Source organism: Campylobacter hominis ATCC BAA-381 (assembly GCF_000017585.1).
Taxonomy (GTDB): Bacteria; Campylobacterota; Campylobacteria; order Campylobacterales; family Campylobacteraceae; genus Campylobacter_B; species Campylobacter_B hominis.
On the sequence record NC_009714.1, the window covers coordinates 1 to 16685 of the forward strand.

The 16685-nt window shown below is 30.3% G+C and carries 15 protein-coding genes and 1 other RNA gene; 14 read left to right on the top strand and 2 right to left on the bottom strand.

Annotated elements, in window-relative coordinates; translation table 11 throughout:
- From dnaA to CHAB381_RS00060, 7 genes are read left to right on the top strand one after another with little or no spacing between them, the layout of a single operon-like run.
- Window positions 1-1314, top strand: coding sequence for a chromosomal replication initiator protein DnaA (dnaA, locus tag CHAB381_RS00035; RefSeq protein WP_011991470.1), 1314 nt, complete (start codon window positions 1-3; stop codon window positions 1312-1314).
- Window positions 1311-1433: a hypothetical protein gene (locus CHAB381_RS09065; RefSeq protein WP_011991471.1), complete on the top strand. Its 123-nt coding sequence runs from the start codon at window positions 1311-1313 to the stop codon at window positions 1431-1433. Before dnaA ends, CHAB381_RS09065 begins: the two co-directional genes overlap by 4 nt.
- Window positions 1434-1446: 13 nt before the next feature.
- Window positions 1447-2517 (top strand): DNA polymerase III subunit beta, encoded by a 1071-nt coding sequence (gene dnaN / locus CHAB381_RS00040; protein ID WP_011991472.1) that lies wholly within the window; start codon window positions 1447-1449, stop codon window positions 2515-2517.
- A gap of 10 nt (window positions 2518-2527) precedes the next feature.
- Entirely contained in the window at window positions 2528-4834 is a 2307-nt protein-coding gene (gene gyrB / locus CHAB381_RS00045; protein WP_011991473.1) for a DNA topoisomerase (ATP-hydrolyzing) subunit B, read from the top strand.
- On the top strand, window positions 4834-6225 hold the full coding sequence (locus CHAB381_RS00050) for an EAL domain-containing protein (protein ID WP_011991474.1): 1392 nt from the start codon (window positions 4834-4836) through the stop codon (window positions 6223-6225). The genes gyrB and CHAB381_RS00050 overlap by 1 nt, the downstream gene beginning before the upstream one ends.
- A 1-nt stretch (window position 6226) precedes the next feature.
- Window positions 6227-6781 (top strand): preQ(1) synthase, encoded by a 555-nt coding sequence (gene queF / locus CHAB381_RS00055; protein ID WP_011991475.1) that lies wholly within the window; start codon window positions 6227-6229, stop codon window positions 6779-6781.
- Window positions 6778-7995, top strand: coding sequence for an HD domain-containing protein (locus tag CHAB381_RS00060; RefSeq protein WP_011991476.1), 1218 nt, complete (start codon window positions 6778-6780; stop codon window positions 7993-7995). Before queF ends, CHAB381_RS00060 begins: the two co-directional genes overlap by 4 nt.
- Before the next feature lie 3 nt (window positions 7996-7998).
- Here CHAB381_RS00060 and ffs read toward each other — a convergent pair.
- Window positions 7999-8096, bottom strand: an RNA gene (ffs, locus tag CHAB381_RS08555) — signal recognition particle sRNA small type.
- Window positions 8097-8146: 50 nt separating this feature from the next.
- Here ffs and CHAB381_RS00065 point away from each other — a divergent pair.
- Window positions 8147-8566 (top strand): hypothetical protein, encoded by a 420-nt coding sequence (locus CHAB381_RS00065; RefSeq protein WP_011991477.1) that lies wholly within the window; start codon window positions 8147-8149, stop codon window positions 8564-8566.
- Window positions 8567-8609: 43 nt separating this feature from the next.
- Here the strand turns inward: CHAB381_RS00065 and rdgB are convergent, their stop codons facing one another.
- Complete coding sequence (gene rdgB, locus CHAB381_RS00070) at window positions 8610-9230, bottom strand: RdgB/HAM1 family non-canonical purine NTP pyrophosphatase (RefSeq protein ID WP_011991478.1); 621 nt, start codon at window positions 9228-9230, stop codon at window positions 8610-8612.
- A 78-nt stretch (window positions 9231-9308) separates the two neighbouring features.
- On the opposite strand from rdgB, the gene CHAB381_RS00075 reads away from it, so the two are divergent.
- From CHAB381_RS00075 to CHAB381_RS00100, 6 genes are all read left to right on the top strand, one after another.
- Entirely contained in the window at window positions 9309-10601 is a 1293-nt protein-coding gene (locus tag CHAB381_RS00075; protein ID WP_011991479.1) for an MFS transporter, read from the top strand.
- Entirely contained in the window at window positions 10598-11809 is a 1212-nt protein-coding gene (locus CHAB381_RS00080; RefSeq protein WP_011991480.1) for a molybdopterin molybdotransferase MoeA, read from the top strand. The genes CHAB381_RS00075 and CHAB381_RS00080 overlap by 4 nt, the downstream gene beginning before the upstream one ends.
- A 9-nt stretch (window positions 11810-11818) precedes the next feature.
- Entirely contained in the window at window positions 11819-12451 is a 633-nt protein-coding gene (locus CHAB381_RS00085) for a carbonic anhydrase (RefSeq protein ID WP_011991481.1), read from the top strand.
- The gene (locus tag CHAB381_RS00090) at window positions 12448-14496 is read left to right on the top strand and encodes a mechanosensitive ion channel family protein (protein WP_011991482.1); all 2049 of its coding nucleotides are present in this window, start codon (window positions 12448-12450) and stop codon (window positions 14494-14496) included. The genes CHAB381_RS00085 and CHAB381_RS00090 overlap by 4 nt, the downstream gene beginning before the upstream one ends.
- Window positions 14483-14674 carry a hypothetical protein gene (locus CHAB381_RS00095; RefSeq protein ID WP_011991483.1) on the top strand — a complete coding sequence of 64 codons (192 nt, stop codon included), beginning with the start codon at window positions 14483-14485 and terminating at the stop codon, window positions 14672-14674. Before CHAB381_RS00090 ends, CHAB381_RS00095 begins: the two co-directional genes overlap by 14 nt.
- A gap of 214 nt (window positions 14675-14888) precedes the next feature.
- Window positions 14889-16682, top strand: a complete 1794-nt coding sequence (locus CHAB381_RS00100) for a 5-methylcytosine-specific restriction endonuclease subunit McrB (RefSeq protein WP_011991484.1) — start codon at window positions 14889-14891, stop codon at window positions 16680-16682.
- Window positions 16683-16685: the final 3 nt, after the last annotated feature.

Genomic DNA, 16685 nt, shown 5'->3' on the forward strand with positions numbered 1-16685 from the left:
TTGATTTCTATACAGGATAAAATTTTACAAAGCCTAAAAAATCAAATTTCAACAGAAGAATGGGAAAATTATATCAAAAAGTTGAAATTTAACGACAAAGCTTCTAAACCGGATTATATCATATATATAGCTTCAAATCCTTATATAGCTAAATTTATAAATACAAAATATTCTAAAAAAATCGCTGATATATATGAAGTTGAAACGGGTGTAAAACCTGTAGTAATTATAAGCGACGGAAAAGAAAAAAATTTAAAAAAAGATCAAAATAAAAGTATAAATAAATTTAAAAGCACAATTTTAAGCGGAAGTTTCAGTTTTGAAAATTTTATAGTCGGAGATAGTAATCGCTTCGCTTATACTTGTGCAAAAGCTGTGGCGGAAAATCCCGGTGAAAGATATAATCCGCTTTTTATATACGGAAACAGCGGTCTTGGAAAAACACATTTACTTCAAAGTATCGGAAATTATTGCATAAAAGATGGAAAATTCGTGATTTGTGTTACTAGTGAACAATTTGCAAATGAATTAAAATTTCACATCGAAACAAACTCAACCGATAAATTTAAAGAAAAATATAGAACCTGCGATTTACTTTTGATAGATGATATACAACTTCTTAGTACAAGAAAAGCCGCAATTGATGAACTTTTTCATACATTTAACGAATTAAAAAATAAAAATTGTCAAATTGTAATTACAAATGACAAACCACCTCAACTTTTAAAAGATTTTGAAAGCAGACTGGTCAGCCGTTTTGAAAGTGGTTTGGTAGCAAATATAAATCCGCCCGATTTAAATACAAAAATAGGAATTTTAACTAAAAAAGCCGGTTTAAACGGACTTACATTAAATAAAGATGTAATAGAATATATAGCTGCAAATCTTGGGGATAATGTTCGTGAAATGGAAGGAATTTTAACTCAAATCAGAGCTTATCAAAGTTTAATAAACACTGAAATCTCACTTGATTTCGTAAAAGCGAATTTAAAAGATTCTTTTTATAAAAATAATTCCGAAAATGTTGGATTTGAAGAAATTCTGCAAATGATATGTTCGGAATTTAATGTAAAACCAAGTGAAATCAGAGGAAAAAACAGAACAAAAAATGTAGCAAAAGCAAGAAGAGTTGCAATTTATATTTGCAAAAATTTGACGCAGAATACAATGCCTAAAATCGCTTCATTTTTCGGTTTGAAAGATCACAGCGCAGTAAGTCATAATATCAGAAAATTAAAAGAATTGATGACTGATGATAATTATTTAAAATTAAAAGTTGAAGAACTTGAAAATAAAATAAAGGCAAAAAAGTGAATATATGTGAAAGATTTTTAAATTTTAAAGCGGTTAAAAATATTATAAAACCGAACTTTAAAAAAGTTTTTCACATAAATTCAAATACAACTGCAACAAACAAAATTTTAAAAATTTAAAAAAGGAAAAAATATGAAAGTCATAGTCAAAAAAGGTGTGTTGGAAAGTATAGTAAGCTACACAAACCCTTATTTAGAAAAAAAAGATCTCAGTTCAATTACTTCTCACATACTAATAAGTGCTATGGACGGAGTTTTAAGTATAAAAGCTACAGATCATGAAATAGGTCTAAGCTATAAAAACAGAAATGTAACTGTTATAGACGAAGGATATGCAACTGCAAACGGAAGTAAACTTATGAATGCGATAAAAGGTCTTGAAGATGACGAAATTACATTGGAAACTGCAGGAAATTCCCTATTTGTAAAACAAAAAAGATCTAAATATAAACTTCCGATGTATAATTACACTGATTTTCCGGAATTTCCTACGATAGAAAATAAAAATCGTTTTGAAATAAACTCAATCATTCTTGGAAGAAGTCTTAAAAAAATATTTCCTTCTATAGATACAAACAATCCAAAATATGAATTAAACGGAGCCTTGATTGATATAAAAGAAAAACAGATAAATTTGGTAAGCACAGATACAAAAAGACTTTCACTTTATACGATACCGAACCAAACATCAACAGCAAATGAAAAAATTATAATTCCTAAAAAAGCGATAAATGAAATTCAAAAACTTTTTAGTGATAAAGTGGAAATTTTTTATGATGCGAACGTATTTTTAGCTGTTAGTGAAAGTTTTGAATTTTTCAGTAAACTTATAAACGGAAAATTTCCGATGTATGATAAACTTGTAGATACTGTTTATTCTCAAAGTGTAATGCTTCCAAGGGATAAAATGGTAGAAGGTATAAAAGCCATAAATTCTATGTGTGATTCTATGAAAATAACAATTAAAAATAATTCAATACTTTTTGAAAGTATAAGTGAAGATAACAGTGAAGCTAAAACTGAAATCGAAACTTCAATACAAATAGAAAATCAAATAGAATTTTCAATTAGAAATAAATTTTTAATGGATTTTCTATCAAATATTGAAGAAAACAGTTTTAAATTTGATTTTAACAATGAAAAAACTGCATTTTGTGTAAGCAGTGGAGATTTAAAAACAATTATAATGCCAATAATAGCATAAAAGGAAAAAAATGGAATACGGTGCAGGAAACATTAAAGTTTTAAAAGGTTTGGAGGCTGTCAGAAAACGTCCCGGAATGTATATCGGAGACACAAATATAGGCGGTCTTCATCATATGATTTATGAAGTCATCGATAACTCAATAGATGAAGCTATGGCAGGATATTGTGATACTGTAAATATCAGACTTACAAAAGAAGGAAGTGCCGTTATAACGGATAACGGTCGTGGAATTCCAACGGATATTCATCCGACTGAAAAAATTCCTGCTGCAACTGTTGTTTTAACTGTTTTACACGCAGGAGGAAAGTTTGATAAAGATACTTACAAAGTTTCAGGTGGACTTCACGGTGTTGGAGTTAGCGTTGTAAATGCTCTTTCAGTAAGACTTATTGCAACAATTAAAAGAAACGGTAAAATTTATCGCCAAGAATTTTCAAAAGGAATTCCTGTTAATAACCTTGAAATAATCGGTGATACGGAAGAAACGGGAACACAAATTGAGTTTTGGCCGGATAGTGAAATTTTTGAAATTTTGGAATTTGATGATGAAATTTTAAGTAAAAGATTTAAAGAACTTGCATATTTAAATCCAAAAATTACAATAAATTTTAAAGATGAACGCACCGGCAGAGATGAATGTTTTCATTTTGAAGGTGGTTTGGAAAGCTTTGTAACAGATCTTAACCATAACAGACAAATTGTCAGTAAATCCGTCAGTTTTAGTGATACAATCGATGATGTAGCCGTTGATTTCGCTCTTTTATATAATGAAACTTACAGTGAAAATTTACTTAGCTTTGTAAATAATATTCATACGCCCGAAGGTGGAACGCATGAAGCCGGTTTTAGAGCAGGGCTTACTAGAGCAATTACAACTTATATAAATGCAAATGCAAGTGCAAAGGAAAAAGATACAAAAATCACAGGCGATGATGTAAGAGAAGGACTTATCGCAATAATAAGCGTAAAAGTTCCTGAGCCTCAATTTGAAGGACAAACAAAAGGAAAACTTGGAAGCTCTTATGTAAAACCTATCGTTCAAAAAATGACTTTTGACGTTCTTAGTAAATATTTTGAAGAAAATCCTATTGAAGCAAAAGCCGTAATGAATAAAGCTTTACTTGCAGCACGTGGTAGAGAAGCCGCTAAAAAAGCAAGAGATTTAACAAGAAAAAAAGAGAGTTTCGGTGTCGGAACGCTTCCTGGAAAATTAGCGGATTGTCAAAGTAAAGATGCAAGTATCAGTGAAATTTATCTAGTCGAGGGAGATAGTGCTGGAGGCTCTGCAAAACAGGGAAGAGATAGAGTTTTCCAAGCAATTCTACCTTTAAGAGGTAAAATTTTAAATGTGGAAAAAGCATATTTGGAAAAAATTTTACGTTCGGAAGAGATTAAAAATATGATAACTGCTTTCGGCTGTGGTGTTGGAAGCGAATTTGACGAAGAAAAACTAAGATATCATAAAATTATAATTATGACCGATGCCGATGTCGATGGTAGTCATATACAAACTTTGCTTTTAACATTCTTTTTTAGATTTTTAAAACCGATTGTCGAAAAAGGTTATGTATATTTGGCTCAACCGCCGCTTTTCAGATATAAAAAAGGTAAAAAAGAGATTTATTTAAAAGATGAAAAAGCTTTGAGTGAATTTTTAATTCAAACAGGTATAGAAGTCGGTGAATTCGAGGGTATCGGTGAAAATGATTTGATTGATTTCCTAAAAATCGTATCTTCATATCGTTCTATTTTAAATGAACTTAAAAAACGTTTCAGTTTAATAAGTGCGGTTAGATATCTTGTAGAAAACGAAGAAGCAAGAAGTATGAGTTATAATGAACTTTTTGAAGTTTTAAAAACTAAAATTGAAGATTTGAATTTTAATATTTTAAATTCACGTGTAAATGAAAACGGAATTTTAATTTACGTTCAAACTCCAAACGGTTTGGAACGCCTTAAAATAGATGACAGTTTATTTACAAACAATCTTTTTGAAGAGGCGGTTTATCTTTACGGAAAAATAAAAGACAGAAATTTGGATTTTAAAAAGGATTTTATAGAAATTTTAGACGATATAGAAAAAAATGCGAAAAAAGGCGCTTATATACAACGTTATAAAGGTTTAGGTGAAATGAATCCCGAACAGCTTTGGGAAACTACTATGAATCCTGAAAACCGCAGACTGGTAAAAATCAGTATAAGTGATGCCGAAAGCGCAAGCGATACATTTAATCTTTTTATGGGCGATGAGGTGGAACCGAGACGCGATTACATCCAAACTCATGCAAAAGATGTCAAACATTTGGATATATAATGCTTTACAGTGAAAATTTGGAGCGGGAGAATCGTTTTATTCTTTCGCTTAAAATCGCAATTCCATTTATTCTCATGTTTGCATTTTTTTTCTTTTTTTTCAATATAAAAGATAAAGTTGCATGGGAAGATATTATTCTATTCGTTATTTTATTTTTGTGTAATGTTTATTATACAGTTTATCTGATATATCTTGGTTTCAACAAAAGTTTAATTGATCCTGTAAGTAAAGTTTTTTCACGTCCTGAAATTATTAAAATTTTAAGTAAGAGATTAAAAAACGGCAATCCGGTAAATTTTGTACTTATGAAAGTGGAAAATATCGTTGATATAAACGATCGTTACGGATATAAAAACGGCGATGAAATTTTAAGAATTTTTGCTGAAAAATTAGATGATTTTATGAAAAAAAATAAAATTTATCATCTTAAAATAGGTATGATTACAAGCGGAAATTTTATATTTTATGTGGATAAAAAAGAAAATACATTAAGACATTTATTAAATATTTTCAAATATGAAATTTTAAATCAAAATATAAAAAATATTGAAGTAAAAAGCAATTTTGCAATTGTAGGAAGCGATTTTGACAATAATATTTCAAATATCATAGATGAATTATTTTATGAAATAAATCAAAATGACAATGAAAAAATAAATATTGTAGATGAACTTGAAAATTCGATATTTAAGATGATAGACGAAGAAAATTTTCATGTAAGAACGCAAAGCATACAATCTACTTCAAATGACGAAAAATTTTTATATCTCATTTCAAAAATTTCCACAAATATAAATGGAATCGGTGAAATAAGTAAATCCAGACTTTTAGATGTGATATTAAAAAATAAATACGAATTGAATTATGATGTGAACTTTTTAAAATTCATTTGCAAAAATGTATATTTTAAAGAGATAAAAAATAAGGTTTTTATAGAAATTTTTGCCTCTACGCTGCGAAATTCTATTTTTCGTCGTGAAATTTTAAGATTGATTGACAATAATTTAATTGATCCTAAAAAGGTCGTTTTTGAATTTTATGAAAGTAAAATTTACCCTGAAATTTCACGTTTTGCGGAAATTATCGAACAATTCAAATCCTTGGGATTCAGTTTTGCATTATCACAATTCGGTGGTGAAAATGCAAGTTTTGAATATTTTAAATATTTAAATATCGATTATGTTATTTATGATATGGAATTTAATAAATTTATAAATGATAACAAAATTCGTCAGATTTTTGAAAATTTAAATAAAACCTGCAAAATTTTAGGCATAAAAACAATTATGCGTTTTGTCGATAAAAAACCGCTATTTGACGATGTCACTGCACTTGGCGTCGATTATGCGCAAGGATTTTATATAGATAAACCAACCGATTTAAGGAAATAATATGGAAGATTTAAAATACGGCGAATCACAAATTTTAAATTTCGATGTTGAAAAAGACTTTGAAATTTGGCCGAATAAAAATGAACGAAATTTTGTTATAAAAATAACTTTACCTGAGTTTTGCTGCTTGTGTCCGAGATCGGGATATCCTGATTTTGCCACTATTTATTTGGAATATATTCCAAATGAGTTTGTGGCTGAATTAAAAGCGCTTAAACTTTATATAAACTCTTTTATGAATCGTCATATAAGTCACGAAGACAGTATAAATGAAATTTATTCGGTTCTTGAAAAAAAACTGAAACCGAAATATATGAAAATCGCGGCTGATTTTAATCCGCGCGGAAATGTTCATACTACAATTGAAATTTCAAGCGATATTATTTCTAAAAATTTCTCTGAAAAAAAAGATAAAAAACCGGTTGAAAAAAGAAATTTCAGTGAGAAAAAATTTGAAAAAACGGATAAAAATTTCAAATCCAAACCGCGTAAAAATGCTTCACGTGAACCGTTTGCAAAAATCGATAAAAGTTCGCCTAAAGTAGTGAAAAAATGATAAAAGCAAGTTTAATTGAAAAAATTTTCAAAAGTGCTTTTATAAGTCGTTGGAATGATTATCCACGCACTTTAAATTTAGTTGAACTTGATAAACAGGCTCATAAGTTTATTATCGCTTATTTTTTGGCAAGTTTTGAAAAAGATGCCGATTTACGTTATATAATTGAAGGCGAAATTTTTGAATTTTTATCTCGCATTGTGATTACCGATATTCGTCCGGATGTATTTCATCAAATTCAAAAAACAAAAAAAAACGAATTAAATGGACTTATTTTAGCTCAACTGGAAAAAGATATCGATGATATCGAAGATGGCAAGTTTTTATGTAGATTCGCCGATTTTTTGCAAAGTAAAGATCATAAAAAAGAGTGCCTTATATTAAAAGCGGCAGGATATTTGGCGACTCGTTGGGAATTTAATCTTGTTTATAATGCAAGTAAATTTTTAAGCGATATTGAAGAACTTAAAACAAATGTCGAAGCCGAACTCGAAGATTATTACGAACTTATCGGCGTTAGAAAAATTGTGATGAATAAAAAACTTGCCAAAATTATTGATCTCGGCGGAAGATTAAGATTTCAAAAGCGTTGGACACAAACGCCGCGTGTGCCTGAAACATCCGTACTTGGACACATGCTAATCGTTGCGATTTTGAGTTATTTTTACTCTCTTGAAGTTAAAGCCTGCGATTCACGTTTAATTCATAACTTTTTCTGTGCACTTTTTCATGATTTGCCGGAAAGTCTTACAAGAGATATTATAAGCCCCGTAAAATACGGAATAAACGGCATTGATGAAATTATCAACGAATATGAAATGCGTCTTATTGATGAAAAAATTTTACCTTTTGTGCCGGAAAATATAAAAGATGATTTTGCTTATATTCTCGGAATTAGAAAAATCGAAAATAAATTTGTAAAAAATGAGTTTGAAAACCGCATTTTTACGGACGGTGAAGCAAAATTTAAAGATGGCAGTATGAATAGTGCAAATACAAATGAATTAAATGCGATTGACGGTAAAGCAATAAAATTTTGCGATAAAATCGCCGCACTTTTTGAAGCCGGAATTTCCATAAGTTACGGTATAAAAAGCAATGAATTGGTTAAAGCTTATGAAGGAATGAATGACTTTTTTGAAAACAATAAAAGCATAGAAAACGTAAATTTTAATGAAATTTGTAAGGATTTTAAGGAGTATTTGAATCTTTAAGACCCCTTCCCAGATTGCTGCGGCACACGCTAAGATCAAGTGTTCTGCTGTATTCCTACCCTGAAACGGTGCTTAAAAATATCGTTGCACAGGTCTAAGAAGAGGCGAATTGAAATTATAGTAAAAATTACTTAAAATAAGGTTATAAAAGATGGGCGTTAAATTACATTTTCTTTCGTTTTTTAGAGAATTTTTTATTTATCATCACAGATCACTTGAATTTCGCGCAAAAATTTTTGCAGCAATTTTACTTGTAAAAAGCAAAATTTGCGATAATGATTTTGACGAACTTAATGAAATAGCAAGTGAAATTTATGCAAATGATGAAAAACGTAAAGAAGTATTGATTTTAACAGTAAAAGAGTATATCAAAAAAGTATACGAGTATAAAAATTTTGATATCGATATGCTTTTAAAAGAGATTGATGACGAACTGAAATTACATCATAGATTTGTAAAAAAAATAGATTTCTCACATCTCAGAAGACTTATGAGTGATGATGAAAATGAGGCTATTTTGCAACAGAGAGTTTATGAATTTTTGGTCAACGAAGTTAAAATTTACAGCTAAAAGCAATAGTGCTTTTTATTTTTAAAGTGAAATTTTATATTTATCAAAAACTTCTATTTAAAATTTTTAGAATTTTGCTCATCAGAAAAAGCCCTTTTGATCGGTGAGATATTTTAAGTTTTGTATTTTCATCAAGTTCGCCGATTGTTTTTGAAAAACCGTTCGCTATAAACATAAAATCATATCCGAAGCCGTTATTTCCACGTTCTTCATCAATCACTCTTCCGTGCATAAATCCGTGTGTCGTAAAATTTCCTGATTTGCAAGATAGCGCAATACAGGCCGTATAATGTGCAGGCGAAGTTTTTACATTTTTTTTATGAAGTTTGGAAATCAGTTTTGCGCGGTTGCTTTCATCTGTCGGATGAATAACCATATCATTACTGTAACGAGCCGAATAAATTCCAGGAGCGCCGCCTAAAATATCCACGCAAATGCCGCTATCATCGCTAAGAGCCATAAATTCATTTTCAAGTTTCATTTCTTCTAGTTTTTTATAAACCGCATTTACTTTTATAAGCGCGTTTTCTTTAAAACTCGAGCCCGTTTCTTTTATTTCAAAAGGTTGCATAATTTCGTTAAGTGCATAAATTTCATAATTTTTATAAAATGCTTTTATCTCTTTTACTTTATCTTTATTACTTGTAGCAAGAATGATTTTCACAGACTTTCCTTTAAATTTTTATTTTATTTTACCAAAAATTTTAATTTAATTTGATAAAATCCGGCGAAAGGAAATTTTATGTTTAGAAGTGTGTTACCACTATCTTTTATTATCGCAACAAGATTTTTTGGACTTTTTATAGTTTTACCGGTTCTTAGTTTATATGCTTTAAATTTAAAAGGTGCGAGCGAAAATTTAACAGGTCTGGTTATCGGTATTTACGCAGTTATGCAAATGATTTTTCAAGTGCCTTTCGGTGCGCTGAGTGATAGAATAGGGCGTAAAAATGCTCTTTGCTTAGGACTTATTGTTTTTATAATCGGTTCTTTTATCTGCGCTTTCAGTAATGATATTTTTACGATGATTATAGGTAGAGCTCTTCAGGGAAGCGGCGCTGTAGGAGCTGTGGCGACCGCTTTGATAAGCGATTTTATAGTTGAAGAAAAACGCAGCAAAGCAATGGCGATAATGGGCGGGATGATTGCACTCAGTTTTGCCGTTTCAATGATATTAAGTCCAATTTTGAGTGCAAAATTCGGGATTTCAAGTTTATTTGAATTGAGTGCTTATCTTACGATATTTTGCCTTATTTTGCTTTATATAATTGTTCCAAAAGAGCCTAAAATAAAATCTTTAAAGCAGAAAACACCTTTTTTAGAAATTTTAAAAGATAAAGATTTAACTCTAATGAATCTTACTAGTTTTTTGCAAAAAATGTTTATGACAATGGCTTTTGTAATAATTCCGATAGTGCTTGTAAAAGATTTTAATTTTGATAAGAACGAACTTTATAAAATTTACGGTATAGCTACTTTTTTTGGATTTTTTGCTATGGGTTTTTCTGGTGCTATGGGCGAAAGACGTGGGCTTGCTAAAGGAATTTTACTTGCAGGAATTTTATTTTTTATCGTCAGTTTTATAATTTTCGCCGTTTCTCATTCGGTTCTTAGCTTTTCAGTCGGAGTTGTGATTTTTTTTATCGGATTTAATATGCACGAACCTATAATGCAATCTGTCGCGTCAAAATTTGCCAAAATTTCACAACGCGGTGAAGTTCTTGGAATTTTTAATTCCGCAGGATATTTCGGCAGCTTTATCGGTGCCGTTTCGGGCGGAATTATTGTAGGTTTTCATATTAGCATTTTGGCGATTTTTGTAGCGATTTTAGGCATTATCTGGTTTTGGCTTTTGCTAAAACTTACAAATCCGAATGATTTTAAAAATTTATATCTTGATAAATTCAAAGTGCGAAATTTTAGTGTTTTAGGTAGTATAAACGGAGTTGTAGAATTTTATGAAACAAATGAAAATTTTGTGATAAAATACAACCGAAAAGTAATCAGTGAAAGGCAAATTTTAGAAATTTTATGATTGATTATAATGAAAGTTTGAAAATTTTAAAGGCAAATTTACCTGTTTATGAGCGTGTGGAAAATGTTTGCATAAATGACGCTTCGGGAAGAATTTTAGCCATAGATTTAAAAGCAAAAAATGATTTTCCGCGCTTTAAAACTGCAAGTATGGATGGATATGCCGTCAGTTTTGATGATTTGAAAAACGGAATTTTAAAATTTAAAATTTTAGGTGAAACACCTGCCGGAAAATTTCCGGATTTTAAAATAAAAAGCGCTGAATGCGTGAAAACTTTTACGGGCGCGATTTTATGCGAAAACGCCGATACTATCGTTCCGATTGAAAATGTTGAAATTTCAGGCGATGATGAAATTTTAATTAAAGAAAGTGTGAGCGAAAATTTTGCGGTAAGAAAAATAGGCGAAAGTTACAAAAAAAATGAAATTTTGCTTAAAAAGGGCACTCGTTTGGATTTTGCAAGTCTTGGACTTTTAGCTGAGCTTGGATTTAGCAAAATAAATGTTTTTTCTCGCCCGAAAATTGCGATTTTAGTAACAGGAAGTGAACTTTTGGAAATAGGTCAAAAAGCGCAAAACGATTCTCAAATTTACAGCAGCAATCATATAATTTTAAATGCGCTGATTCATTCCTGGGGTGGCGATAGCGAAGTTTTGCCGATTATAAAAGATGATAAAAATGCGCTTAAAAATGCCGTAGAAAAAGCGCTTGAAAATTGCGATTTTTTAATCACGACAGGTGGCGTCAGCGTCGGAGATTATGATTTTATGAGAGATATTATGCACTCACCTGACTTTGAAATTTTAATCGATAAAGTCGCAGTAAAACCGGGCCGTCATATAAAAATCGCAAAATTTGGTGAAAAACTTATTTTTGCACTTCCTGGATTTAGCGTTTCAGCCGCTGTGATGAGCTTTTTATTTGTACGAGAAACATTAAATGAGATTTTAAATATTCACGAAAATTTTAAAATTTCGGCTGTTTTAGCGGAAAATTATATGAAAAAATCAAAATTTTTAGAATTTGTGCCTTGCTCATTAAAAATAGAAAATACAAAAATTTTTGCAAGTATTTATGGTAAAAAAAGCGGAAGTTCAGCTATAATTTCAAACTTGATAAATTCGGATTTGTTTTTAGCGCCGCTGGAAAAAACCGAGCTGAAAAAGGGCGAAATTGTGGAAGTTTTGCTTTTAAAATCAAAATTTTAAGGAAAATAAATGGATCAAATAATTACCGGTGCACTGAAATTTATGCAAGATGATTTTAAAAAATATAAAAAACTTTTTGAAAATTTGGCAAGTTCCCAAAAACCGCATACGTTGTTTATTTGCTGTTCCGATTCAAGAGTAGTTCCAAATCTTATAACGCATACCGAACCGGGCGAAATTTTTGTCTTGCGAAATATCGCAAATATCGTTCCTACTTATGAACAAAGCGATAAATTTTTAGATATCGCATCGGATATCGAGTTTGCGGTTTTATCATTAAAAGTTAAAAATATAATTATATGCGGGCACAATAATTGCGGCGGTTGCGCGGCAGTTTACAAAAAAAAGGAAACTTTAAAAAATATGCCTAATTTATTGCATTGGTTGGATCCGATTTTTTCTATAAAAGAAAAAGTGTTACATGAATCAAATACGGATATTTCGGAAAGAGCGCTTTTAACAGAGCGCTTAAATGTGGTAAATTCCGTTGAAAATTTGCTTACTTTTCCTTTTATAAAAGAAAAATTTAATGCAGGTGAAATTAAAATTTACGGTTGGCATTACATGATAAAAACCGGAGAAATTTTTAATTACAGTTTTGATGATAAAAAATTCCATTTAATTAAAAAAGAAGCAGAATGAAGTTTATAATAAAATTTATTTCAATATTTATTTTAGCAGTTTTTGCAAATGCTGAAAATAACACTACCGGCGATAACAATATAAGTGATGTAAATAAAACCGAGATAAAGCAGGAAGTCGTTCAGATGCTAAATCACGGCGAAAATAATGAAACCGATGAAGTTGTGGATATCATCGCGGAAAAAATAGCAAACTCGCAAGCAAATGAAAATAATTTTTCCGATTCACCCGCTTTAATTTCCGTTTTAAAAGAGTTGGCTGAAATTAACAAGCAAATTTTACTGCTTAGTGGTCATAATGATTCAAATGCCACTATTAGCGAACTTGCAACATTGAATGAAAATAAAAGAAAGTTATTGGAACAAATTCCGATGGCAATCACGAATCAAACTATCAGCCGCGAAAATGTCATAGAATATACAAAAAAGAAAGAAAGAGTCGAGCGAATTTTAGCCAGAAATAAAAATCAATATTCTTACGAATATATAAAAACGAAAATTTTGGCTAATTCAATGCGAATAAACGAGATATTTTTTACTACTTTTATAAAAACTGAAAATCTTTTTATAAACGGTGCAAAAAAAAGTGAGCTTCAAAATGAATTCAGAAAAGCTTTACTTGATTTGGAAACCGAATATGCGACATTGTATGATTATACGGATGAAATTTTAAATAAAAAAAATTTGCTCAACAGCAAACAAAAAGATGAGATAAACGAAACTCTTGAAAAATTTAAAGTATATAAAATAACTTCCGACGAGGTTTTGAATTATCTGCTTCAAAACAGCGATTTACTCGCGAGCAATATTTTATTTACAGGCTTAAATTTAAAGCAAATACTTAATTATATTAATGATAAAATGCCGTTTAATACAAACAAAATCAATGCCGGAAAATGGATCTTGATTATAATCATTACACTATTTTTCTACTCTTTGCGTAAATTTCTGGCAAAAATAATTTATTTTATATTTAAAATTTTTAATAAATCCGGTGACAGCGAGGCTATAAAAATACAAATTATTGATATTATCAAAAAGCCTTTGGGCGTGCTTTTAATCGCTTATGCGATAGATATCTGCTCCGCTATTTTTTATTATCCTGCGCCTGTTCCTATAAAATTCGGAAACTTTTTTTCAATTATTTACATAATTCTTTATGCGTGGCTCATCATAAAAATTTTAGATGGATATGGAATAATGCTTCTTGGCTCAATCGCTAGAAAAAGCGGTAGAAAAGAGGTGATAAATTTAATCATAAAAATTTTATATATTATAGTCGTCATTATAGCGCTTTTATTTGTGTTAAGCAGACTCGGATTTAATATTTCAGCACTTATCGCTTCACTAGGTATCGGCGGACTTGCTATCGCACTTGCGACAAAAGATATAATTGCGAATTTCTTTGCTTCAATTTTACTGCTTTTTGATAATTCATTCTCTCAAGGAGACTGGGTAGTAATTGGCGATGTAGAAGGAACTGTAGTAGAAACAGGACTTAGAAAAACTTTGATAAGAACATTTGACAATGCTCTTGTATCTGTTCCGAACTCAAAAATAATGGAAAACAACATCAAAAACTGGAATCGCAGAAAAGTCGGAAGAATAATAAAAATTACGGTCGGTCTCAGTTACAGTTCTACTGCCGAGCAGATTAAAAACTGCGTAAATGATATCGAAGCTATGCTGTTAAATCATCCTGATATTGCTCAACCGAAAGATAACGCACTAAATCAAAATAATCTTAAAATGTTTTATAAACAAAATATGGTTTCGGTTGACGATTTAGCCGGTTATAAAAATACTTTGTATGTCTCATTGAACGAATTTTCCGATTCGTCTATAGATATTTATATTGAATGCTTTACAAAGACGATAAAACGTGATGAATATTATAGAGTAAAACAAGATATAATGATAAAAATTATGGAAATTGTAGAGAAATATGACACTGAGTTCGCTTTTCCATCTCAAAGTCTTTATATCGAAAAATTTCCAAAAATTGAAATTAAAAACCCAAAAGGAACAGAACATGAAAATGTATGACGATTTCGAGAGCGAGTTTGAAGACGAAATGGACGAAAATTTCGACTTTGACACAGAGGAAGACGATTTGGATCAAGATGACTTTGATGATTCGATATTTGACGATGACGGTTATAGTTATGATGACGGAGATTATAGTTATGATGACGGAGACAGCGACGATTTTTACGAAAATTAAAAATTTTCAATCGAGAGAAAAATTTTAAAATTTTCTCTCAAATCGGTATTGTTAATATGTATAAAATTTAGCCTTATAACACTGATTTGTAAATTTAGCGTTTATAAATTTTATATTGGAATTTTTTGTATTTGCGGATATTTTTTATAATAAAATAACTTTTAAAATAAAATTTGATAAAATAAAGACAAATTTTAAATAAAAAGGAAAAATTATGGTTCTTTCAAATAGTGCAGATGTGTGTAAAATAGCGACTAGATGGTCATCTAAGAGTAAAAATACAAATGTGATAAAGAAAAAAAGAGAAATTATTTTTTACTTAAAAGAACTCAAAAATTTAGTCGTTGCATTTGATGAAAATGAAAGCGATTTTTTACAAAATCTTTATATCAATTCAAGTGACGGCAATGCCAGAAGCACTAAAATACTGGAACTTGGAGAAAATTATAATCATGCTGAATATTTTTTTATGGAAAGGTTTTTCGACAGCAATATCGATCTTTTTTATTTTGATTTTATTTTTAAAGATCGCATTAAAAGCAAAAAAGATGTATTTACCGGTTCGAATTTACGCGTAAGTGATATTTTAAAAGGAAATGATAAAAATATAATTTCACTTTATGTTTTTGCGGAAAACATCGCCAAAAATTTTAATTCCACTTGTGAAGATCGCCAAAAACGCAATAATTTTAAGAACAAAATAATAAAATTTTACGAGCTTATTTACCGTCTTTTTGCAGCGCTTGATCCTACTTTGGTATCATATTATTTTGATTTTGTGCTTCATAATTATCCGCTTATTTTAATAGAGTTTATAAGAGATTGTTTCAAAGGAAATCTTGCAAACATTGAAATATTTGCAAGTGATGATACGATGTTAAATTTTGAGCTTGCAGACAGTGAAAATTTCAGCATTTTTCCACATAACGAACTTTATAAAATCGCAAGCGCCTTTTGCATGGCAGGAGAACGAGGAAGCGTTATTTTTGATAAAAAAACAGCCGAAATTTTTGAAAAACTTTTCGGTAAAAAAATCGAAAATTTTGGAGATTTCAGCACTTTGAGCGAAGCATTTTTACAAAATTTCAATTTTTTCGGAGATGGCGAAAAATTGGAAAAGTTTGTGTCTATGCAGATGTTTTTGGAGTTTGCGAGCACTTTTGAAAGCGAAAAAATAAATAAAAACACTATTTATTACGGCGCAATCGGGGCCGGAAAAACGCGCAAAATTCGTCAAATTTTAAAAGAAAAAAATGTCAAATCCAACTTTTTCAGATTTATTTCATTCCATAAAGATTTCGGCTATTCGGACTTTATCGACGGCTTTACGGATGGTAAATTTAAAAACGGCGAGTTTAAAAAGCTTTGTAAAAAAGCTTTAAATGATCCGCAAAATGAATATTTTTGTATAATTGACAATGCAAATAGCGGAAATTTCGATGAAATTTTTGGAGAAAGTATGGAACTTTTGGAGCGACGATACGATCCGAATGACGATCTTACTTTAATTCGCACAAAAAATTCACATTTTATCGATGAACTTGACGAAGCTAAAAAAAATGAGTTTAGCGTTGTTGTAAAAGATGAACTCAGCTATTTCGCAATACCGAAAAATCTTTATGTGATATGCGCTACAAACGGCTATAATCGCGGAATTTCGCCAAGCAGCGCCAAAATTTTCAGTTGGGTAAAAATGAGCTGTGATTATTCGTTGATAGAAAATTTTATGATTGAAAAAGGCATAAAAAACGGCGCAAGCTACGCAATTCTTTGCAAAAAATTAAATGATTTTATTTCAAAAGATTCAAGACTTGGTTTTGAGATAGGGCATGGAATTTTTATGCAAATAGTAGGATTTGCGCTCAATTCACAAATCACGCAAGATAGTTTAAACCGTTTTTTTGCTTCTGTGCTTTGCCCGATTCTTGAATGTTCTTATTTGGAAAAAAATGAAAGCGTCGGCTGCAAAACTCAAATTTCGGCTATCGCAGAGATTTTTAAAGTTTAGTAT